Origin of the sequence: Chitinophaga varians, from assembly GCF_014529945.1 — a bacterium.
Classification (GTDB): Bacteria; Bacteroidota; Bacteroidia; order Chitinophagales; family Chitinophagaceae; genus Chitinophaga; species Chitinophaga varians.
Genome location: NZ_JACVFB010000006.1, coordinates 273746 through 297239 on the forward strand (window position 1 = coordinate 273746; position 23494 = coordinate 297239).

Annotated in this window: 17 protein-coding genes; 6 read left to right on the top strand and 11 right to left on the bottom strand. The window is 50.9% G+C overall.

Annotated elements, in window-relative coordinates:
* Positions 1-208: 208 nt before the first annotated feature.
* The 4 genes from ICL55_RS27525 to ICL55_RS27540 form a co-directional block, all read right to left on the bottom strand.
* Positions 209-2137, bottom strand: a complete 1929-nt coding sequence (locus tag ICL55_RS27525) for an arginine--tRNA ligase (RefSeq protein ID WP_188103676.1) — start codon at positions 2135-2137, stop codon at positions 209-211.
* A gap of 151 nt (positions 2138-2288) precedes the next feature.
* On the bottom strand, positions 2289-2870 hold the full coding sequence (locus tag ICL55_RS27530; protein ID WP_188103678.1) for a porin family protein: 582 nt from the start codon (positions 2868-2870) through the stop codon (positions 2289-2291).
* A gap of 82 nt (positions 2871-2952) precedes the next feature.
* The gene (locus ICL55_RS27535; protein ID WP_188103680.1) at positions 2953-3429 is read right to left on the bottom strand and encodes a GNAT family N-acetyltransferase; all 477 of its coding nucleotides are present in this window, start codon (positions 3427-3429) and stop codon (positions 2953-2955) included.
* Positions 3430-3552: 123 nt separating this feature from the next.
* Complete coding sequence (locus ICL55_RS27540; RefSeq protein ID WP_188103682.1) at positions 3553-4914, bottom strand: OmpA family protein; 1362 nt, start codon at positions 4912-4914, stop codon at positions 3553-3555.
* Positions 4915-5218: 304 nt separating this feature from the next.
* On the opposite strand from ICL55_RS27540, the gene dnaK reads away from it, so the two are divergent.
* From dnaK to ICL55_RS27555, 3 genes are all read left to right on the top strand, one after another.
* A complete protein-coding gene (dnaK, locus tag ICL55_RS27545) occupies positions 5219-7123 on the top strand; it encodes a molecular chaperone DnaK (protein WP_188103684.1) in 1905 nt (634 codons plus the stop codon).
* Positions 7124-7320: 197 nt separating this feature from the next.
* Entirely contained in the window at positions 7321-9978 is a 2658-nt protein-coding gene (locus ICL55_RS27550; RefSeq protein ID WP_188103687.1) for a 4-alpha-glucanotransferase, read from the top strand.
* Positions 9979-10046: 68 nt separating this feature from the next.
* A complete protein-coding gene (locus ICL55_RS27555) occupies positions 10047-11063 on the top strand; it encodes a dipeptide epimerase (protein WP_188103689.1) in 1017 nt (338 codons plus the stop codon).
* Here ICL55_RS27555 and ICL55_RS27560 read toward each other — a convergent pair.
* The 7 genes from ICL55_RS27560 to ICL55_RS27590 form a co-directional block, all read right to left on the bottom strand.
* Positions 11060-13654 (bottom strand): hypothetical protein, encoded by a 2595-nt coding sequence (locus ICL55_RS27560; protein ID WP_188103691.1) that lies wholly within the window; start codon positions 13652-13654, stop codon positions 11060-11062. The genes ICL55_RS27555 and ICL55_RS27560 overlap by 4 nt on opposite strands.
* Positions 13651-15999 (bottom strand): hypothetical protein, encoded by a 2349-nt coding sequence (locus tag ICL55_RS27565; protein ID WP_188103694.1) that lies wholly within the window; start codon positions 15997-15999, stop codon positions 13651-13653. The genes ICL55_RS27560 and ICL55_RS27565 overlap by 4 nt, the downstream gene beginning before the upstream one ends.
* Positions 15983-16762, bottom strand: coding sequence for a hypothetical protein (locus ICL55_RS27570; protein ID WP_188103696.1), 780 nt, complete (start codon positions 16760-16762; stop codon positions 15983-15985). The genes ICL55_RS27565 and ICL55_RS27570 overlap by 17 nt, the downstream gene beginning before the upstream one ends.
* Complete coding sequence (locus ICL55_RS27575; RefSeq protein WP_188103697.1) at positions 16735-17871, bottom strand: AAA family ATPase; 1137 nt, start codon at positions 17869-17871, stop codon at positions 16735-16737. Before ICL55_RS27575 ends, ICL55_RS27570 begins: the two co-directional genes overlap by 28 nt.
* A 49-nt stretch (positions 17872-17920) precedes the next feature.
* Complete coding sequence (locus ICL55_RS27580; RefSeq protein ID WP_188103699.1) at positions 17921-18547, bottom strand: hypothetical protein; 627 nt, start codon at positions 18545-18547, stop codon at positions 17921-17923.
* 61 nt (positions 18548-18608) lie between these two features.
* Positions 18609-18896 carry a hypothetical protein gene (locus ICL55_RS27585; protein WP_188103701.1) on the bottom strand — a complete coding sequence of 96 codons (288 nt, stop codon included), beginning with the start codon at positions 18894-18896 and terminating at the stop codon, positions 18609-18611.
* On the bottom strand, positions 18883-20409 hold the full coding sequence (locus ICL55_RS27590; RefSeq protein WP_223151623.1) for a C25 family cysteine peptidase: 1527 nt from the start codon (positions 20407-20409) through the stop codon (positions 18883-18885). Before ICL55_RS27590 ends, ICL55_RS27585 begins: the two co-directional genes overlap by 14 nt.
* A 158-nt stretch (positions 20410-20567) precedes the next feature.
* On the opposite strand from ICL55_RS27590, the gene ICL55_RS27595 reads away from it, so the two are divergent.
* The 3 genes from ICL55_RS27595 (at position 20568) to ICL55_RS27605 (ending at position 23493) form a co-directional block, all read left to right on the top strand.
* Positions 20568-21803 carry a DUF6807 domain-containing protein gene (locus ICL55_RS27595; protein WP_188103705.1) on the top strand — a complete coding sequence of 412 codons (1236 nt, stop codon included), beginning with the start codon at positions 20568-20570 and terminating at the stop codon, positions 21801-21803.
* Between the two features lie 97 nt (positions 21804-21900).
* Positions 21901-22419, top strand: coding sequence for a hypothetical protein (locus ICL55_RS27600; protein ID WP_188103707.1), 519 nt, complete (start codon positions 21901-21903; stop codon positions 22417-22419).
* A gap of 30 nt (positions 22420-22449) precedes the next feature.
* Entirely contained in the window at positions 22450-23493 is a 1044-nt protein-coding gene (locus tag ICL55_RS27605; RefSeq protein ID WP_188103709.1) for a DUF3137 domain-containing protein, read from the top strand.
* The last annotated feature ends 1 nt before the right edge of the window (position 23494 follow it).

Genomic DNA, 23494 nt, shown 5'->3' on the forward strand with positions numbered 1-23494 from the left:
GTATTTTCTTCGGCAGTTTCGGCCACGGCGGCCGTAAGCTGCTAACGCTGCGGCCCGCGAGGACCGCAGCGTTTCTTTTTTTCACGCAAAGACGCAAAGCAGCAAAGAGCGCAAAGATTTTTTAAGATTGTATAAGAAAACAAAGGAGCGGAGATCAAATTTGGTCTCCGCTCCTTTGTTTTCTTTGCTGCTTTGCGCCTTTGCGTGATTACATACGCTCCGGTACATTGATACCCAGCAGCTTCATACCCTGACGAAGGGTACGTGCAGTAAGGGTGATCAGTTGCAGTCTTAATTTTTTCTTGTCTTCGTTTTCTTCACGCAGTACGGAATAGGTATATACGCCCTCTACTTTTGCGGCATAGAAGGAGTTGAATGTCTGTGCCAACAGGAATACATAGTTAGCGATAACAGACGGACTCATTTCGCGGTGCGCCTCCGCTACGGTGCCGGAGAACTGTTCGTTGAGCACAATCAGTTCTTTTTCCAGCGGCAGCAGTTCGCCGTTGTAACGGAAATTTTCAAGTCCTTCCACAGGTCCCACATCTCTCAGGATAGATTTGATACGGGCATGCGCATACTGGATAAACGGCCCGGTAAAGCCATGCAGATCGATGGATTCTTCCGGATTGAAGATCATTTTTTTCTTAGGATCTACGCGCAGCAGGAAGAATTTCATACCACCCAGGCCAATGGTTTCATACAGTTCATGCAATTCAGCTTCCGTGATATCGGTATGTTTCTGCAGGGCCTTTTCTGTGGCTTCTTTAGCGGTATTCACCATTTCTTCGGTGATGTCATCTGCATCCACTACGGTGCCTTCCCGGCTCTTCATCCGGCCATGAGGCAATTCCACCATGCCATAGCTGAGATGGTAAATGCCGGGGGCGGAAGGATCGCCGAGTTTGGACAGGATCAGTTGCAACACTTTGAAATGGTAGTTCTGTTCGTCGGCCACTACGTGGATGCTTTGTTCCATCTGGTAGTCGTCGTATTTCAACCGGGCGGTGCCCAGGTCCTGTGTGATGTATACGGAGGTGCCGTCACCACGGAGCAGTAGTTTTTCGTCCAGCCCGTCAGCGGTGAGGTCTATCCATACGGAGTTATCCTCTTTTTTAAACAACACACCTTTTTGCAGCCCGTTTTCAACGAGATCTTTACCCAGCAGGTAGGTATTGCTTTCGTAGTAGGTTTTGTCGAAGTCGATACCGAGGCGTTTGTAGGTTTTGGCAAAGCCTTCGTATACCCATCCGTTCATGGTGGCCCACAGGTGGCGTACTTCCGGGTTGCCGGCTTCCCATTGTTGCAGCATGATTTTAGCCTGCTGCATGATTTCCGTTTTATTACGGGACATCTCTTTGATGTCGCCCATAATTTTATCGGTTTTATCTTTATCGGCTTTTACTTCCGGCTTGTGCAGGGCGGTTACCAACTTGGTGAGTTTCTCCACCTCAGCGCCTTCAAAGTCCTGAAAATCGTTTTCCAGTACCCGGTCGATGATAGGTTCGGCCTGTTCTTTTACGACGCTTTCAAATTTCACGTAGTAGTCGCCCACGAGATGGTCGCCTTTGATCCCGGTGGATTCCGGCGTGTCGCCATGTGCAAACATCTGCCAGGCGAGCATGGATTTACAGATGTGAATACCACGGTCGTTGACGAGGTTAGTTTTAATGACCTCGTACCCGTTGGCCTTCAGGATTTCTGCGATGGAATAACCCAGGAAGTTGTTACGCAGGTGCCCGAGGTGCAACGGTTTGTTGGTATTGGGGGAGGAGTACTCCACCATGATTTTTTTGCCATTGGAAGGCTGTATACCGACGTTTTCGTTGTTATAGTTCTCTTGCAGGAAAGCAGTCCAGTAGTCCTGGTTGATGTCCAGGTTAAGAAAGCCTTTTACCACGTTAAAACCAGCGATCAGTTCGGGATGGTTGGCTGTGAGCCAGGTACCGATATTTTGAGCGGTATCGTCGGGTTTTTGTCGGCTGAATTTGGTGAATGGGAAAACAACAATGGTATACTCACCCTGAAACTCAGGCTTGGTAACATTGATCGAAACGTCGGCCAATGCGATGTCCTGGTTATAAAGTGATTTAATGGCGGCTACTGCAGCCGTTCTGATTGATTGTACAACACTCATGCTGAAAATGATTAATGCGAGGAGCAAAGATAGTTGAATTACGAATTACGAGTTACGAATTACGAATTAAGGGCTTCGTTATGGGAAGTTTATTTAATAACCTCTCCATAAGGAAGCCCTTAATTCGTAATTCGTAACTCGTAATTCGTAATTAGAACATGTAGAACAGGCCGATCTGTGCTACGGAGTTTTTATTGGTAACTTTATCAGCGTCATAGATGTTGGTCAGGCCAAAGTTGTAACGGCCGGACACGCCCAGGCCCATATCAAACTTGTAACCGAAACCTACGCCGATGCCAAAATCGACTGTTTTCATCTGATCTTTTACATCTACAGACACGCTACCACCTTTCACTTTAGCACCGGCGAGGATGCCCAGTTGCGGACCTGCTTCGAGGTAGAAGGCAGGAACAATGGAATACTGCACCATTACCGGGATATTGATGTAATCTGTTTTCAGGGTGCCTTCAGTAGTGATGAGGCCACCGAGGTAACTGGATTTCAGCTTGGCTCCCTGTCCGGAATAGAGTAGTTCCGGCTGGATAGCCCAGTTTTCATCCAACGCGATGTTGACCAGACCGCCGGCATAGAAAGAGGCACGGGTTTTAGCGGAGCTTTCGTTGGTGATTTTAGCCAGGTTAAGACCACCTTTAACACCAAATTTTACAGTTTGTGCTTTTACTGCCAGTACAGTACCAATGGCGAGTATACCAGACAGAATAAGTTTTTTCATGATATGAATTTTTGCTTCGCCCCTCATACCAAGAAATATGCCGGATTTAATCAGTGCATAAAAAACAACGGAACGTGGAATCCTATAAATCCTTCAGCATCCAGCTGTCACAGCCAAAATGACCGGTGTTTCCCATGGGGCCTGTCAGGTACCTGAACCCGAATTGCTCGTATACCTGCCTTGCTCTGGCCAGCCGGGGATCTGTTTCGAGATAACAGTGGGTGTAACCGTTGGCTTTGGCGTATTCGAGGCTCATGGTGATCAGTTTGCCGGCGAGGCCTTTACCTCTGGCTGCGGGAACGAGGTACATCTTCTGTAGTTCGCAGATATGGGCTTCTCCGCCATCCAGTGGATGGATGCCGGCGCCGCCGAGGATAATTCCGTTTTCTTCTGCTACAAAATAAGTGGCCCGTGGTTTATCGTAGATGACCGACAGGTGGTCGGTGGTAGGATCAGTATAAACGGTCCCGGGTATGTCCATCCCGAATTCTGCAAGGGAGGTCCGGATAATGTTGGCTAGTGTCGGGTCGTCGGCGGGTGTGATGGTTCTTATTGTCATAATATAAAATTACAAATTACGGAATTACGAATGACGAATTAGGGGCTCTTTTATGGGAAGTTTATTTAATAACCTCTTCATAAAAAAGCCCCTAATTCGTCATTGGTAATTTATAATTCGTAATTAGAATATGGTGAATTCCACCCTTCTGTTTTTCTGTCTGCCGGCAGCGGTTTTATTGCTGGCGATGGGTTGTGACATGCCATAACCCACGGCTTCAATTTTAGAGGCATTGACGCCTTTGGCCACCAGGTAAGATTTTACGGATTCCGCTCTTTCTCTGGACAGGGCCAGGTTGCGTTCTTTGCTGCCTACGTTGTCTGTATGGCCGCTGAGTTTGAGGTTCAGGTTCTTCCGTTTAAGCAGTTCTGCCACCCTGTCGAGTGCGGGATAGGAATGTGCTTTGATCGTAGCCTTTGCGAAGTCGAATTCCAGGTTCTGGATCGCTTCTTTTACGATGCGGGTATCTTCTTCTGTAATGACCACCTTTTCTTCTTTTTTCTCGATTACCGGAGCTGGCAGCGGGCAACCGGCGCCATCTACAGCAGTATTAGGCGGTGTGCCGGGGCATTTATCGAAGAAGTCGGAAACGCCGTCGCCGTCACTGTCTTTGGTCAGTTTGTCCACATCGGCTGTCAGCTTAGCATTAGCCTGACTGGCAGCGTCGAGGGCGGTGCGGAGAGAGGCTTTCTGGGCTTCCAGCTCGTCGTAGGTGGCGGCAGCAGGATTATGCCACTGCAGCTGGGGTTTGCCTTTTTTGCCCAGCGCAAATTCCAGTCCGGCGTAGCCGTAGGAATATTTATCCTTGTTGGGACCATGATGGTAGCCGTCGAGGTTGTCCCCGTCAGTATAATACATGGTATATCCCAGGTCGAGGTTGATGAATTCAGACAACCTGAATTTCAGGCCGGCGCCTACCGGAATGATCAGTTCCTTGATCGTGCCATCGGGTTTGTAGTCGAAAGATGTGTTGCTGCCGGTGGGCGTAAGGGTAGGACTGTAGCCGGCGATACCACCGCCTACCGAGCCATACAGCATCACGAAATTTTTACGGAACAGCCAGTTGACCGTCGTGATGTTGAACACTGCGTTGAGGGAGGCCGACCATTTCAGTTTGGTTTCATAAGAGCTGTAGGGGCTGATCGGTGGCTGGCCATTACCCCAGTTTTTACTGTTGTCGGCCTTTAATTTACCGCCCACATAGTCGGCCCGCAGGGCCATGAAGTGCAGTATCTGATATTTGACATAAGCACCATAGCCGCCTGACGCCTTCCATTTGGTGAAGTCGTTACTGCCGCCGGTGGCAGCCACAGGGGCCAGTAACCCGCCGTTGATGCCAATTGACCATGTTTTGTATTCCTGGGGGCCTCTAAATAGCTGTACGGTGGGAACAGCAGAAGTTGTTGTTTGGTCCTGGGCATTGCTGAAGAGGGGCAAAAGGGCCATGAGGGCACAGGATGCCCGCCAGATAATGGATTTGTTCATAAGAAAACACTTAAGTGATACAATTGCTTTGTCTGATAAAATGATTGAAATACAGGCTAGGAGACGAATAGGCTGCTAAAGGAAGGCGAGGCTAAGAACGGGTAACAGAACTACACAGGTGGCCACACTGCCTGGCCATTTTGTCGGGTTCTACAAATGACTAAATAACCAAATAATCAATCCACTTGTTCAAATATAGGACACCTGACTGACATAATTTCATATTTTTTTGCTTGGCATAATCATTGACAAACCTAAGACAAATACGACTTTTAACTTACAACTAAAGGAGAATCTTAATACTATGGGAAAAATAATAGGCATTGACTTAGGAACTACCAATTCATGCGTTGCCGTTATGGAAGGTAACGAGCCGGTAGTGATTGCCAATGATGAGGGAAGGAGAACAACCCCGTCAGTAGTGGCATTTTTGAAAAACGGAGAAAGGAAAGTAGGTGACCCTGCAAAGCGTCAGGCTATTACCAACCCCGTTAACACCATTATGTCAGTGAAACGTTTCATGGGACGTCATTTTGACGAAGTGTCCAACGAATTGACACACGTTAGCTACAAAGTGGTAAAAGGTGATAACAACACCACCCGCGTTGATATTGACGGCAGATTATATACGCCGCAGGAGATTTCCGCAATGATCCTGCAGAAAATGAAAAAAACGGCCGAAGACTACCTGGGCCAGGAAGTGACCGAAGCGGTAGTTACCGTTCCTGCTTACTTTAACGACGCACAACGTCAGGCTACCAAAGAAGCCGGTGAAATCGCTGGTCTGACCGTACGCCGTATCATCAACGAACCTACCGCAGCTGCACTGGCTTACGGTCTGGATAAAAAACATACCGACACCAAAATCGCTGTATTTGACCTCGGCGGTGGTACCTTCGATATCTCCATCCTGGAACTGGGTGACGGTGTGTTTGAAGTAAAATCCACTAACGGTGATACGCACCTCGGTGGTGATGACTTCGATAAAGTGATCATGGACTGGCTGGCCGACGAGTTCAAAAAAGACGAAGCGGTAGACCTGCACAAAGACCCGATGTCCTGGCAACGTCTGAAAGAAGCTGCCGAAAAAGCTAAAATCGAGCTGTCTTCTTCTGCTGAAACAGAAATCAATCTTCCTTATATCACCGCTGTTGATGGTGTGCCTAAACACCTGGTGAAGAAACTTACCCGCGCTAAATTTGAGCAACTGAGCGACAGCCTGGTGGAAAGAACACTGGAACCTTGCCGCAAAGCCCTGAAAGATGCCGGCATGAACACCTCTGAAATCGACGAGATCATCCTCGTAGGTGGTTCTACCCGTATCCCTAAAATTCAGGAAGTGGTAGAGAAATTCTTCGGCAAAAAACCTAACAAAGGTGTAAACCCTGACGAAGTGGTGGCCGTAGGTGCTGCTATCCAGGGCGGTGTACTCACCGGTGAAGTAAAAGATGTACTGTTGCTCGACGTAACACCACTGTCTCTCGGTATCGAAACCATGGGCGGCGTGATGACCCGACTGATCGAGTCCAACACGACCATCCCGACCAAAAAATCCGAAACTTTCTCTACTGCCGCTGATAGCCAGCCCAGCGTGGAAATCCACGTATTGCAGGGTGAAAGGCCCATGGCTAACCAGAACAGGACCCTCGGACGCTTTATCCTCGGTGATATTCCTCCGGCCCCACGCGGCGTTCCGCAGATCGAAGTAACCTTCGATATCGACGCCAACGGTATCCTGCATGTAACAGCCAAAGATAAAGGCACCGGTAAAACGCAGAATATCAAAATCGAAGCTGGTAGCGGTTTGAGCAAAGACGAGATCGAAAAGATGAAAGCGGAAGCGAGAGCCAACGAATCATCCGATAAAGAACAACGCGAAAAAATCGAAAAGCTCAATAAAGCAGACAGCCTGATCTTCCAGACAGAAAAACAACTGAAAGAGTACGGTGATAAAGTACCTGCTGATAAGAAAACTACGATCGAAACAGCGCTCAACAAACTGAGAGAAGCCCACAAATCCCAGGACAGTGCACAGCTGGATGCTGCCACTACTGAACTGGAAGCTGCATGGACCGCTGCTTCTGAAGAAATCTACAAAGCATCCCAGGGTCAGCCGGAAGGCGCTGCTGCCGGCGCAGGCCAGCAAGAAGGCCAGCCTAACGCAGGCGCTGACGGTGTAACCGATGCTGAGTTTGAAGAAGTAAAATAAATCCATTTACGGATTTTTTGATTTACGATGTCTTGATGTCGTAGATTGATAAACGAGAAGACCGGAGCGAGTAAATAATTCGCTTCGGTCTTTTTATTTAATGGGATCATTTGCTTTGATCATCCCCCAAATCAAAAAATCGTAAATCAAAAAATCCCTAAATATCTTTATTTTGTTCCCGCTTAGCCAGGGAACAGATGCATCAGACAATACGGTTTAACCTTCGTTATCACACCCGTTACGGGCAGGAAATCTACCTGCTGGGAAACATTCCCGCACTGGGTAATGACGTGCCGCACCAGGCCCTCCGCCTGCAATGGGAAAATGACGACTGGTGGAGCGCTACTGTCCATATTACCACCGAAGGCCCCTTTGTTCTCCAATACCAATACATACTCCGGGAACTGGAAGAAGTGGCCTACGAAGGCGGCACCCGGGAAATACAGCTTGACGCGGCCAGAGAAACGTATCAGTTCACCGATACCTGGAGCGATGCCGCACAACCACCGCAGGCCTGGCAAACAGCCCCTTTTACCCGCGTATTTTTCCGCCATCCGGTACAGGAGCCCGACAACCGTCAGGCTACGCATGTTTTCCGTGTACAGGCGCCGTTGCTACCCGCCGGCAAAACCGTTTGCCTGCTTGGCAGTATCCGGCAGCTGGGCAGCTGGAACATCGAAACGCCATTACTGCTGCAATATGATGCCCTGGGCTGGTTCACCGCAGCGCTGCAGCTACCGGCCGCTATCTCCACCCCGGTGCGGTACAAGTACGGCATCTATGATCTGGACAATCATACCTTCGAATGCTATGAAAACGGTACCGACAGAGAGCTGCCGGCCCCTACTGCTACTGCCGGAGGCCTGCATGTACTGCACGATGGTTTTGCCCGGCTGAATTATCCTCACTGGAAAGGCGCCGGTGTATCCGTGCCCGTATTCAGTCTGCGCAGCAACGATGGTTTTGGTACCGGCGAATTCGCGGACCTGGCGCCGCTGGCGCAATGGGCGCGGCAGGGCGGTCTGCAGCTGATACAGCTGCTGCCGGTCAACGATACCATCAGCACCTGGACCTGGCGCGACTCCTATCCGTACGCGGCCATCTCCTCCTTTGCGCTGCATCCCCTCTATATCCGCCTGCAGGACGTAGGGCAGCTACCAGCTACCCATCCGCTGCAACGGCAGTTTCATTCCTTACGGCAATGGCTCAACGAAAAAGAGGACGTAGACTATGAAACTGTGCTGACCTATAAAATGGCTTATCTCAAAGCCCTTTATGAAGCCGAAGGGGAGAAACTGCAAACCCGCGCCTACTGGCAATGGTTTGCCGCCAATGAACACTGGCTGCTTCCCTACGCCGTTTTCTGTTACCTGCGCGATAAATATCATACCAGCGATTATTCCCGCTGGCCTGAATATAACACATACGACTACACGGCTATCAACCAGCTGGTGATAGCAGACAGTGCTGCCGCCAACACGGCACACTTTTATTTCTTTATACAGTATCACCTCCATCTTCAGCTGCAAAGTGCTGTGGAGGCCGTCCACCAGGAAGGAATAGCCCTGAAGGGAGATATCCCCATCGGTATTTCCCGCTATGGCGTAGATGCCTGGATGAACCCCGACGGCTATCATCTGGACGTGCAGGCCGGCGCCCCACCCGACAGTTTTACCGCAGAAGGACAGAACTGGGGCTTTCCCACCTATAACTGGAAAAAAATGGCAGCCGACGGCTGCAACTGGTGGCAGCAACGCCTCCGGCACATGTCAGTTTATTTTGACGCTTTCCGTATAGACCATATCCTTGGGTTTTTCCGTATCTGGCAAATACCGGAACATGCCGTACAGGGACTGCTGGGGTATTTTCATCCAGCCATTCCCGTTAGCCGGGAGGAACTGCTGCAGAAAGGCATTCCTTTCGAAGAGGAACGTTTTTGCCAGCCCTGGATTACAGAGGCTATGCTGGACCAGCTGTTCGGCAGTTATGCCGGGATTATTAAAGACCGTTACCTGTATGCCTTGCCCAACGGGCATTATGCCTTTCAGTCGCATTGCGATACCCAGCGTAAAATCAGGGCGTTGCAGCTGCCGGAAGCCGTGGAATCGGCGCTGTTCGGCCTGATAGCAGACGTGCTGCTGATAAAGGTCACCAAAGGAGAGCGGGTGATGTACCACCCCCGTTACGATCTGGCTTCTACGGCCTCTTTTGCCGCACTGGACAACGTTACGCAACAACGGTTGCTGGCGCTGTACCACCACTATTTTTATGTACGGCAGGAGAGCTGCTGGCGTAAGGAGGCCATGCATAAACTGCCACTGATCAGACGGGCCACCCATATGCTGATCTGTGGGGAGGACCTGGGCATGGTGCCCCATTGTGTGCCCGGCGTGATGCAGGCACAGGGCATCCTGGGACTGGAAGTGCAACGCATGCCCAAACACAGTGGGCATGATTTTGCGGCTATTTTTGAAGCGCCTTATCTGTCGGTGCTTACCCCGGCCACTCACGATATGAGCACCCTCAGAGGATGGTGGGAAGAAAACGCAGGCATCTCCCGAAAATATTATCAACAGGTATTAAAACATAATACCCCCGCACCATCACATGCCAGCGCTGCCCTCATAAAGGAAATTATCGACCAACACTTGCAGACTAACGCCATGTGGCGTATCTTTCAAATACAGGACCTGTTGGCTGCTTCCGGCTATATCCCGGAACAGCATCCCGATAAGGAAAGAATCAATATTCCCGCAGTGACACCACATTACTGGAGATACCGAATGCCTAAATCAATTACAAATTACGAATTGCGGATTACGAATGGTGGAACATTTGTAATCAATAATTCGTAATGGACTTTCTTATAATAATCAACCCTTCATTCGTAATTCGTAATTTGTAATTCGTAATTTTTTTTAAAATGAAACTCACACTTTATCCTTTTGAGCTGAAATTCCGCCACACGTTCACCATTTCACGTAAATCGAAAGACGTACAACCCTTACTGGTAGTGGAACTGCAGCAGAATGGCCTGTCCGGCCTCGGAGAAACGGCTGACAATTCCTACTACAATATGACCGTTCCGCGGTTGATGGAAGCCATCAATGCCCACCGCCCGTTTATTGAGGGCTATACCCTGGACAGACCGGAAGCTTTCTGGCAGGACATGTTCCCGCTGTTGCAGGACAATATGTTTGCCCTCTGTGCGCTGGACCTTGCTGCGTGGGACCTGTACGCCAAACGGCAAGATAAAAAGCTCTATGAAGTGTGGGGACTGAATATCGCCCATAATCCACTGACAGATTACACCATCGGCATCGATACCATTGAAAATATGGTGAAGAAATTAAAGGAGTTCCCCTGGCCGATTTATAAAATTAAACTGGGCACCAAAGAAGATATCGAGATTATCACCGAGCTGAGAAAACATACCAGCGCTGTATTTCGTGTGGATGCCAATTGTGCCTGGGGCGTGGAAGAAACACTGAATAATGCAGCTGCCATGAAACCATTGGGTGTGGAATTCATCGAGCAGCCGATGCCGGCGGCAGACCTTGAAGGCATGAAAACTGTTTTTGAACAATCTGCCCTGCCGGTGATTGCGGATGAAAGCTGTATCGTAGAACAGGATGTGGCCCGCTGCCACGGCTATTTCCATGGTATTAATATCAAGTTGACAAAATGTGGGGGCATCACGCCGGCGCTGCGCATGATCAAAGAAGCACGGCTATACGATATGAAGGTGATGACGGGCAGCATGAATGAAAGCACTGTTGGCACTTCTGCGGTCGCACATTTGTTGCCCCTGCTGGATTACGTAGACATGGACGGGCCGCTGTTGCTGGCTGAAGATACCGCAGATGGTATCCGCATCGATAACGGCCGTATTATCTATGCCGACAGGCCCGGCGTGGGCGCTGTGCTTCGGCAGGCTTAAGCCGGCAGATCAAAAATACTGAACAACCCTTCTTCGTTTAGGGTGCCTATGCTGTTCGGCTGTGGCATCGGGAGTATGGCCCTCACAGTGGCAGCGGTGGTGCATTGTGCAACGCTGGTTGCTGTGATCGGGCTACCGCTGAGCTTATATACGGTCATCTGCAGGCGGTCACTGATGACCAGGCGGTTGCCAGGCAGCCAACTTAATACGGCATCGCGTGTAGCCGGTTCCGTTATATACCCGCTCCTGGCACTTATCACTCCTCCTTCGAATTGCATGATCATTACGCCCTGTGTGGTAACGATGGCCAGTTGGAGGATATCAACCACCATAGTGGCATTCATGTGTCGTATTTCTGCGTCTATGGAGAACGCCTCCAGCTGTCCGTCCCGTTTACAACGAAGGATATCTGATCCGTTGAAGAAATAATAAAAGTCCTGATGACAGAAGACTTCCTGGACTTTACCATAAAGTGGTTGCAGGGAAAAGGGTTTCCCATCCAGCCGGCATTCTTTGGGGTCACCAGCTATGCCGGATAAGTTGTAATCTTTGAATACCAATACTCCACTGGCGGAATAAAGTGTAATGACAGATTCCTCTGTCATGCAAGCCCCGAACAGGTTTGGCGGGAGCCAGGAAGGCATTTCAATACGAGGTGCGTTCTCCGTTTCATCCCGTAATCCCCTTGCCGGTAAAGAAGGAAAATTTCCCAACAAAAGGACACGGTTGACCCTGTTGGGCCGAAAAATCATGGTGACGGGCTGCAAATGAAGTGTATTCATTTTCCACTGATAATAATACCATTTTTTCTCCATGTCGAAGTTCAGCACGTAAATACCAGTTTCATTGAAACCCACGAAAAACATTTGATGGGGTAATCTCAGTCCACATAGCCACTTCACATCTTTGGCAAACTGTAATGCGTGTATTGGGCGTATGTCAGCTACTGTCGCGGGTTTTTCTCCGGTGTAGTGGTGGATATCTCCGGATATCAGTTTGTCGTCAGGAATGAAATACCGGAGGTACGCCAGAAAGGAATCATCGTGGCGCTGCAGCCGCCTGTGCACGATCTCGTAGGTAATGTCCAAACCGGTGTCCCGGATGGCTGCTTCCGGATGTTGCACGGTTAGGTCCTTCAGCACTATCAACAGATCGGTTTCATGGCCGGCTGGCATATGATGACGGTAAACAGTTTGTATAGCCTGTTGCAGGTGATCAGTCTGTAAATCGAAATACTGTTTCAGGGACTGTTGCGGGTCTATTTTTTTCTCCCAGCTGGTTAATAACAGTTGAGAGGCCATTGCGTTGTCCTTCATTTTCTCCCGTGCGATGCGGGCGGCAAATTGATAATTGCCATGCTTTAGTGTGATGTCGATCATGCATTGATATTCCAGCATAGCCTGATCATGCTGGTGGAGCTGTACGTACAGGTCGCCGGCTTTTTCATGTGCCTCGAGGCGGATATAGATGTCGATGGCTTCTTCCAGGAAACCACCTTTTTCCAACGCGACGGCCGCCGCTTGTTCGTTTTTCAGGTGGTCGAGATATAAAGCAGCCGCTTCCCGGTAGTAACCGCCTTTTTCCAGTGTATTGGCGGCCTTATGAAAGTCGCCTAACAGGTGCGCATATATGTAGGCCGCTTTGCGGTAATTACCAGCGGCGATGGCTTGTCTGGCGGCGTTCTCATATTTCTCTCTGAGTGACTGGTGGTATTCCGCAGCGTTCCAATAGCTGACAGGGCCGCCTCCACCCAGTTTGCCCAGCGCAAAATCAGCATTGTTCCGTTGCAGGGAGGTACCGCCGCCAACAGACATTCCTCTTGGTGCATAAGGGCTGTCTAACGGTATCGCATACTCGAGCGCTTTGATGGGATCGATATCAAAGAGATCGCAGAGGCGTTGCAGCGCCTTCCTCCGTTGATCATCGGGTGATAATGACCTGGTGATACTAAAAGGGATGATCGTCGTTAGCAAATAAAAGAGCTTACCAAGCAGCGTTGACGCGCCTTGGGGTGAAGGTTGGGCGGGGAGAATATCTTCCAGTGGCTGATGTCCGATTTCCTGTTGGAGATCGAGGAAGATGGTATCGGTGGCTACCGCTTCCAGTAAAATCCGCTGCAAGGAGGGGGCCGGGAAAGTCCCCATGCGCGCATGCTCCCAGTCGGTGGACAAAGGTGTGGGCAGCGTCAACAAAGACGACAGCGGGATAAGCTGATCATGATGAAACCCGGTAAATCCCAGCACGGGATGCAGTATTTGTTTGTCCCATATCAGGAGCCTTTTGCGTTCACTATTCGTTAATGCAGGCGTCAGCACGGCATTGACAGGGATGAAGAGATTGTCCAGCTGCTGATAAGGATATTGCAACAGTTCCGGAAAAGGCGGCGCCGCATTATTGAACAGCACCAGCAAACCTGCTGTGGCAGCGCTGTCGCGCTGCGGTACGGGGAGCGCTGTCAGCTGTTCCATCGGAAGCTGCCAGCGACTGATGGTGTCAAGCCATTCGCCGGCATGGCGACCGTATACGAAAGCCGCGGCGATGGTGTCCGCCGGTGCTGCATCATGATATTGTAGACCCAGTGTCAGTTTCATCTTAATTGTGCGATAAACCGGAGAATGTATTGACTGAAAAATGTGTCCACCGGAACAATGGTATCTTCTTTATGCAGTTGAAAATACGTATTGCCGGTGAAGTGATGATTGGCCCAGGCCGCAGCAGGTGCACCTAAAGCGGCCGCGATCACAATATCCGGGATGCTGGTGTCGGAGCTGCGCAGGAAGAGCAGACCCCGGCCGTCACAGGTGATATGGCTGCCATCTGCCCAGGTAAAGCGGGTGTGGCTGACATGCGGATTTCCGGGATGGGTAATGATTTCAGGTCTTTTACTAACAGGTTCCAGTCCCGGCTTGAAGTTGTCACGTTCAGACAGCCAGAGATGTGCAGTATTCGCCCAGATACTGTGTATGTGTAACCGCCTGTTTTGTATGATCAGCTCCCCTTCTTTACTAATAAATAGCTGTAGTACCGCAGAAAGGCCGGAGACATGCTGGCTCATTTGACGGAAGAGTGATTTATGCGCAATTGCTCTTTGCTGGTGAATTTGCTCTACTTCGGGGGGGATGTTGTCCATATTGGTCTGGACAACTCCTGTGATGGCATTCACTGTTTTAAAAGAAGGATAAAGGCAGAAATCATCTTTGTGCAAACCAACAGTATAGTTGGCTATTGGCGCATCTGTCAATATCCGTTTACAGGAAAAGGTGTTGCCCTGCTGGGTAAAATGATACAGTATGAATGTGGGGAATATACTGGTGTTCACCAGCAGGCTGAATGAATTGTCCGGAAATGCCAGTAGTTCGTAAGTACCTGGTTCAACATATGGACAGCACTCTACGGCGCCGGTCTTATCATCGCTCCGCCATTCCACCCGGCCACTGCGGTTGATGGAAATGATGCCGGGGATTCCGTTTACTTCCCTTTTGAAGAAACATCCGATTTTATTTTTGATGTTGGTCGCGGGAAACCTTAAGGGTAGCTGGTCTTCCTGGTGAATGGGGAATCGTGGCGGCAGTTCCGCTTTCCGGGAGGCGCCTGTCATGATTTCATCCAGACTGATCTGCGCGTGACTGATCAGTTTTTTCCTGCCGCCGGAGTAATGATAACAATAGAGCGCTCCTTCGCGGTCTACCGTTAGCAGGAAATCCACTTGGGGCGGATGTGTGTTCAGTAGGATCTGTATCTCCGGATGGGCGGAGGTTTTCCCGCTGGTGATCAGGTAATATTCTGTATCTGTTTCTTTTTTTTCTAAGGCGGAACGCAAGGCATCGGCCATATGCAGACCGTTGTCCAGCAATGTCAGGGAGCTTACTACGCCTGCGGGGGTATCCAGATTCATGGAGTAGGTATTATGCTCACCCAGGGCCATGACGATGATGGTAGTTCCCTTTTGCTGTTGCTGGTGGCAAGCTAATGCGGCGGCTATACCAAAGGCGCGGGGCGTGCCCCACATTTTCAGGGTGATGTCCAGCAGGATAACGACTGTCTTTTTGCGGTCCAGCGGGGGCTCTTCCCGACGCAGGTACAGGGCTTCATTGTTAGCAAGACGGGCAGTCAATAGCAGATCGTCCTGTGCCAGTTCACTGATCAGCAGGCGATCGTAGGAACCTTTGTTGCTAAGGTCGGAGTAGCCGCCCAGCTGATGGTTGCCGCTATTGTAAGTATGCATGGGTACATGGATTGTAGCCATGATATGTCTGGCAAGCCTGCTAATACCCGCGGTCTGTTCAATGCTTTCCAGTTGTGTCAGCAGGTCATTGTGGCCGGGTAATGGTAATTCGACCGGCAATGGTTGCGGAGGTATGACATCCGGTTGTAAAGCTGCCAGCAATGCGGCGCGGTCCGGGAATTTTTGGCCTGCCTGTGAAAGATACTCCAGGTCGAAGTGTATGGTATAGAAAATTGCTTCGCTGGTGCTGTAGTCGCCGGGCGTAAAGAATTCCAGTGCTTCAGCCGCCTGTTGGCTATTGGCGTGCGGTGTAATGCCATCGAACAATGTTTTCAACAGATGGGCCTGTTGGTGGTAGGCACGCAGTTCAGTTGGGAGGGAATGCACCAGTTCCAGTAAATGACAGGCATAGTTCAATTCGCTGATAATATCGATGGCTGGTTCCGCCATCTCCATCGCGTCATAATGCTCCTTCACTTTCTCTTTCAGCTGCCACGTCGTGAGGGCGGCATGGGTATGGCTTTCCTTACAAGTAGCCAGTATAAACAGGATGCTGCCCAGCGGTGGCCATCCCGGCGGTATCATCTTCCACAAAAGTCCTGTCAGGGCTTCTGTATAACAGACGGTGAAGCCGTTGTCCAGCTCTATGACCTGACCATCTTCGCCCCATTTCCAGCAATAGCCACGGGTAAGTTCAAAATACGTTGTCATAAGTTTCGGGTTGCGCAGGGCCGGAGTGGGTAGCGCGGATGCCGCGCCGGGTGGCCGGCACCAATGCATGTTGGGGAATACGTTCCCAGCTGCCGTCCGGATGAAACAGCAACAGGTATTCCTGTTGAGGGTCCAGCTGTTGTACGATCAGCGGTGCGATACCGGCTGGTTGTAAGGCAAAGCCGGCAGGCAGCAGCAGTTGCTGTTCTCTCACGTAAGCTTTACCGGGGATGGAAGGCAACGGGTGACCGATAATCAGCACCCTGTCCTGGTTATCGGCGGCAAAGGATAGTTGTTGCAACCGTATAGCCGGTGCTGTTTCTCCGTAGGTATGCCAATGGGCGAGGGTGGTGAGCAGGGCCGTCGTTTCGCCCGGTTGGGCTATTGGTATTAAGGTGATGCGAGCGCCTTCGTTAACGGGGTGCGGCATACCTGATACCGGCAGCGACACCGTCAGCCATTTGGGCAGTGGTTGCCATACGAGTGCATTATCAAGTATGTCCGTTGGCGTTAGATCACCTTTTCTGAATAGTCGTTGGGCACTGTCCACGTACCAGGTACAGATGGCCGGCAGCTGTAACAGCAGCGGATCGACCGGTTCCGTGGCGGGGATGCCTCTCAGCCATACAGCGGTGTTATCTGCCGCTGCTTCCAGGCGGGGCAGATGCCTGACGGTACCCAACGCGGTGTATTGCTGTAACGGCAGTTGCAGTATGATGCCTGTCCATGGCGGCATCATGACTGCTGCATGATTTGTTGCCATAAGCTGGTAATCGGTTGCATTACATATTCACGACGGGTAGGATTGGTAATCCATTCGCAACGGCCGTTGAGGTAACGCAGCCGGTCTTTGATAGCCGCTTTGTCGGCTGGTGAAAGGGCGCTGTCATTCCATTGAATGGTCATCTGCTGGAGCTCACGATATATTTCATCGGCGTCGGGAAGGCCGCTGTGGCGGGCGCGGGGGTGCTCCTGTTCACCGGCCGGCTCACTGTTGATCATCTCATCCACGATGGCAGCGATAATGGGTTGTTGTTCTTCTGTATCCCAGATATAACGCAGTACCCACATATCGGAGCGTTGCGCAGTAGTCCTTTTGCTGACCAATGCGCTGGCTGCGATGAGGCGCTGCAATTTTACCGCACGGCGGTCAGACACCTGTAAGCCGGCATTACGCAGTTGTTGTATGAGTGTGAGATAATCCGGTCTGACAGCATCCAGATTAACCAGACTAATCTGTTGTTGCAGTTGGGAGATATCATCATGGGTGATGGAGGCGGTGACGCTGTCGTTTGTCTGTTCCAGCTGCCATCCGGCCTGTAGCACGGCGGACAACTGTTGCGGATCTACGTAGTCACATTTCACTCTGATCAGAAAACGATCGTACAATGCCTGCAGCGCTTCATCTTCCGGCAGGTGGTTGCTGGCGCCCACGACCATGAGGGCCGGCAGTTGACGTGTTTCACGTCCACGGCGGAAAACCCGTTCGTTGAGCACCATCAGGAGGCTGTTAAGGATAGCGCTGTTGGCGTTAAGCAGTTCATCCAGGAAGATGAAAGCGGCTTCCGGCAACATGCCTTCCGTATTGGTGATCAGCTCACCTTCCCGCAGTTTGCGGATGTCAAAGGGACCGAAAATTTCGTTGGGTTCTGTGAAGCGGGTGAGCAGGTACTCAAAGGTACGGCCATCGATGTGGCTGGCCAGTGCTTTCACGACAGCGCTTTTGGCGGTGCCCGGAGGGCCCAGCAGGAAAAGGTTTTCACGTCCGGCGAGGCAGATGCCCATCAAATCAATGACATCATCTTTTCCGATAAAGGTGTGCTTTAGTTGCCGGAGCACGTGATTCAGTTTGTCTACGAGTTGTTCGTTCATCGTACAGGACGGTACCGCCAGGGGCGGAGATGGGTTAATGTATCGGTTTTTAGTCCCGAAAGCTGCTATGGAATCCGGGCCACAGCAGATCGGCATAATTGCCGAGGGCGGCTTTGACGGCGGTCATTACTGTGGGGTTGCTGCATCTGCCGGTGTCCTTGCTGGCGATGACGCGGTCGGTATAGGCCAGCAACAGCGAAGGGTGTCCGGTGATAGCAGTGATGGGGATGTCCGGAAAGATGTTCATGCCGGTTGACGAGAACGGCCACTGGGCGGCTGTTTCGGTGATGCGTTGTACCAGCGGATCTGCGGGTGCAAGGTCTTTGGCCATGCCGAGCAGGTCGGGAAGATAACGCAGACACAGGTCGGCGGAGTAAACGGCTTCCGGTGCGTTCGCTCCCGGATGTTTGGGCAACCATTGATCGATGCCGGCATTGTCGATATGCCGTAGTCTGATCAGTTGTGCTGCCCTGTAAATGAAGCCTGCTGCCCACAAGGCGGTATCGCCGTCGAAAGCGGGCGCTTGTCCGGGCATGTCGGTAATATCGTGCTGATAATAATTCAGGAGCACCGTCCGGGCTTCGGTCAGGTCATCCTGGGAAAAGGGATGAACCACAGTGGCTACAGTCACTTGTCCATCGCGGACCAGGGTGGTTATAAAAGAGGATAAGCTCATAGGTTGCTGTTGTCATCTATGCGTGCGGGATGGCATCAACTGCCAAAGTAATAAAAAACCGCTAAATAGCAGCATCCGGGTGAGGATCTTCTTCGCCTTCTTTCCATGAGCTGGCCAGAAATACATAGTCAACGATATATCCCTCTGCGGTGATGGTTTTACCGGCCAGTTTCATCAGCGGGTTGTTCATGAAGGGGTTGGCGCTGGCAGGGCGTATCAGGTAATCGCCCTGATCGGTGACAAAATAAACGCCAAGGTGCTCGCTTTTGGAGCGCTGGCCGAAGGTCCGCAATACCAGACGACCGGTAAGGCGGATGATATTTTTTTCGTGATGATTATCTGCTGACATATTCACGGTAGCCCAGTATTTGATTGTTTTTTTCTTTTACTACCAGCACTTTGGTACTGGTGCGCTCTCCACTGACTGCTGATTCCGAAAATACATGAAATTTTACAGATGGCATGGAAGTGCCTGATGCAGCGTTCGTCGGCAGGCTTTTCCGCTGGCTGATGAATGTTTTGGCAGGCGGTGGCGTGGTGAACTGCTTTTCTCCCAACAGCGAATGCATGGCCGCTTCCAGTGCGGGATCGGTGGCATGAGTGTCTGCCGTATGTTCCGGTGTGACCAGGAAATCGTCGAGCATTTTACCACGGGCCTCCAGATTATCGCGGCGGTTCTGAAGGGTGTTTACAAAAGGCTGTGTAACGCCGTCAGTGCTGGGATCTCTGTCGTTGATCACCGGCTGCAGTGACGGGTCGCCCAGCAGATAAAACTGGGCCGCTGTTTTCAGCTCAAACGGATCGAGGGTGGGACCCATTTCATGCAGGAAGCGCTGACGGGCTTCGAGCAGTGCCCTGCCGGTGGAGGCGCCATTGAGCACGTTGATCAGAAAAAACTGCGTCAGCAGGTCCGCCAGCCCCTGGCCGGTAGGTGGGCCGTAGGCGATGTTGGAAGCGCCCACAAAAGCGATGGCGTGATTAAGTAAATAGCTGTTGGCCATGCTCATCAGCCTGGCCGCATTTTTCTGCGGGTCGTACAGTTGGCCGCCATAGCAGCATTCAGCCGCCACTACGGTGCCGGTGCTCAGTTTGGCCGTGATGGTGTCTGAGCGCATGGCCAGCGGGAAATCGGCTGATTTCTGGCCATAGTAGCCAGGATTATACACGGCACCGTGGCAGTTGATGAAATGTGTTTTCGGCATCATCTGGGTAGACCAGTTGCTGCCGTTCAGGGTATCCGTGCCCGGGAATACCAGCAGGCTGTTTTTGTCGCCGAATATGTTTTGCAGGCTGTTTTGCGTTGAGTCCTGCCAGTCAAAAGTACTGGCAGCGAAATAAGGCTTGTACACCTGCAGGGGTTGTGATACTGTGTTCAGTATGTCTTTTATGAGTGATCGCAGATAGGCCGGATCAGCCACTCCCGGAACGTCCGGCAGGCGACCGATTACCCGTGTGGGCGCAATAAATTTGCCGGGATCAGTGTCATAGGGTGCCTCGCAGGCATAGGGCAGATCGCTGGGGATAAGGCTGTCAGGGTCATTGTCTTTCAACAGGTTTTTTAACCGCTGGAAGGGAACAATGTCCTGGGCGCCCACCAGCATGATATAACCGGGAGAATAAAACCGGTATAAATCATCGATCGCTTTTTTATGCTGGGCTTCATCCGTTACGTCTGTCACCGGGGCCGACTGGCAGGCCTGCATCTGTGTAGCATCATCCAGAAAAATCAGTTGTGTGGACAATTGCCTGCCGGCATCAGCTGCCTGCAACGCTTTAAGGTCGTCCAGTAACACCTGATGCTGGTCTCCATACTTCTTCTGTAAGGCCGTCTTATTGGTTATAATGAGCTTCGTTGTCAACATATGAATCGCGGGGCTTGCCATATATCCTTCATTAAAGCGCTAAAAATATTAAAATAAAAGGATAACCCGCAAGCTTCCGGTAACAATATTAACGTACCGCTACGCAAAGGACTTGCATAGTGAAAAAGGAAACCGTATTTTGTTGCAAACGTTTGCAGATGAAAACATATTTCCGGAACTTATGTCTTCTGAGCGGCCTGCTGGCAGGCCAGGAAGCCGCCGCACAGGTCATCGCCCGCTATACCGTACAGGCTGGCGATATCGCCCGTTACAACAGCATCGTACATATAAGGCTGGAGCAGCCGGCAGACACTGAAACCCTGCTGCTGGAAGAAGTGACGGGTAAAAAACGTATGCCCGTCGCCGTTACAGCGGCTGAAGGGGAACTGTGGTGGATACTGGAAGGCCATACGCCCGCAGGCGCCAACAGATCGTACGAACTGAAAAAAGCCAACCGGAAAACATCCACGCTCCCGGCCATGCAGGTAACCGATGACCGCCGTGCCCTCCTGCTGCAACAGGGGACAAAAAAAATTCTGCAATACAACTACGCTACGGTGGAACCACCCGCCGGCAGTGATACGGTATATCGTCGCAGCGCCTTTATCCATCCGCTGTGGGCCCCCAACGGTGCGGTACTCACCAACGCTTTCCCTAACGCCGGGCACCGCCATCATATGGGCATCTGGAATCCATGGACCCACACCTCTTTTGAAGGAAGGGAGACCGATTTCTGGAACGTTCAGAAAAAAGAAGGCAAAGTACGTTTCGTGAAAATGGAATCCGTTACCTCCGGCAACGCCTGGTGCGGCTTCAGCGCCCGCCAGGAACATGTGGCATTGCTGAAAAACGGCACGGAAAAAGTAGCCATCAACGAAACCTGGAAAGTGCGGGCTTATCCGGCCACCGACAACGGGAAGCGCCGCTTATGGGACATCACCTCCCTGTTCACACCGGCCACCAGCGATGGTATCACCCTGCTGCAGTATCGCTATGGCGGCGGATTCGGACTGCGTACCACCGCTTCCTTCACCGCCGGCACCAGCCAGGTGCTTACCGCTGAAGGCAAAACCCGTAAGGATGCTGACAGCACCCGCGCCCGCTGGGTGAAAATAACCGGCACCACGCCACAAGGCAAAGCCGGACTGCTTATCATGAATGCGCCGACTAACTATGACTCCCCGGAGCCACTGCGCGTGTGGCCCGAAAATATGGAAGGCGGTGAACTGATGCTCAACTATTCCCCCACGAAAATGAAATCCTGGACGCTTACTAACGGCAATGAGTATACGTTGACCTACCGTGTAATGGTGTACGATGGCGATATCACGCCGGCAGAAGCAGAAGCCGCCTGGAAGGATTTTGCTTTCCCGCCGGTAGCCCGGAAAGAATAAGGATCTATTTTGTGATGTCATGCTTTTTACTTTACTTCGTCACGGAAAAAGGTTGACCCATCCCCGGATTTCCTGATATTGAAAAACTAGCTACCATATGAAAAGTCTACAGGACCTAAAGGCAACGTTGACGAGTATCCACGAAAAAGATAAAAAGCAGATATTTCAGGCGCTGATCACCGCGGAAATACTGGCATTGCTGTTATTGGCAGTGGTCCTTACCTCCGTCCTCAAAAGCAGTGCTGAGATCCCGCCATTGCTGATCCTCATTTTTTGCTTCATAGCTATCGGCCCGGTAATCCCTTATGCCATCATGCTGATGCAGGCCAGCAAGCGCCAGCAGAAAATCGACGAATTGGTGGAATGCCTGCGGAAAGGGGAGACTGTCAGTAACCTGAACACCTACACCGATTACAAACTCATTTTGCCGCTGCGCATTATCCGTGTCCGGTTGTTCCCGATGGAATATGCACAGATCGTGATAGGTCCCGGCAGGAAGTCTTATAAACTACCGCTTTCCGAAGAAAATGTACAACCTTTCAGGGCTTTTGTGAGCATGGCCGGAACAAGCACCATCGCTGGCAATAACCCCTCTGCCAACTGGTCCGCCAATTAAACAACCATGCCGTAAGGCTGTTATAACTGTATGAAAACATTAGCCGAATTTAATACGTTTGTAGACCAACAACTGGATGCGCAACTGCAGCAACTGGAAAAACAACGCAAAGCCGGACAGGCCTGGGTACGCCGCATGCGCATCCTCGGTGTGGTGCCGGTCATCATCTTTTTCGTCTTCCTGATGTGGGTGGTCATCCCCCGGCAGGAAAACAGCGGTGCCAACAGTTTGTCTGTTTTCCTGATATTAGGAGCAGGGATCGTTATCACGCTGGGACTGAGTTTCGCACTCCGCCGTTATATGGCGAAACAAAAAGGCATGCAGGAAATGGTGGATTATAAACAGGACTTTAAAAATAAAGTGATACAACCCATCATCCGTTTTATCGATCCTGCGTTTACTTATCAGCCGCTGAACCATGCCAGTTATGAAGAGTTTACCGAGAGTGGGTTGTTCGCCCGCAAAGCGTATAATATCACAGGTAATGATCAGGTTTTTGGTAAAACCGGTGATCTCACTTTTCAGTGGTGCGACCTGAAGGTGACGCATATGCCTACTGTTACCCTGCGTGGACTGGGTGCTGACGTGGTTTTTGAAGGCACTTATTTTATGGCGCAGTTCCCCCGTTATTTTAACACACCGGTATATATCGTGCCGCGTGTGACGATGATGGAAAGTCTCACGTCTGCCACACAGACGGACACCGATTATATTGAAACCTGGAATCTGGGGAAAAAGGTAACGGCAGCGGATGCTGCTTTTAATAAAGTCTTTATGGCATATGCCAAAGATGCCGATGAAGCGCAGCAGTTACTCACCGTGTCTTTACTGGAAAAGATCACCCGTCTGCAGGAGCGTTCACAGGCACCTTTGTTTTTGTCGTTTTACAATAACCGCATTTATATCGGCATTAGCCATGGTGAAGACTACTTTGAAGCCGGTTTGCAGGATTCATTGACAGACCGTCGTCTGCTGACTAATTTTTACATGGACTTTGCGGGCTTGCTGGAGATCGTGGATGATCTGCGGCAGAACGGCAGTATCTGGACATCCATCGCTTTTTCCCGTTCTTAAA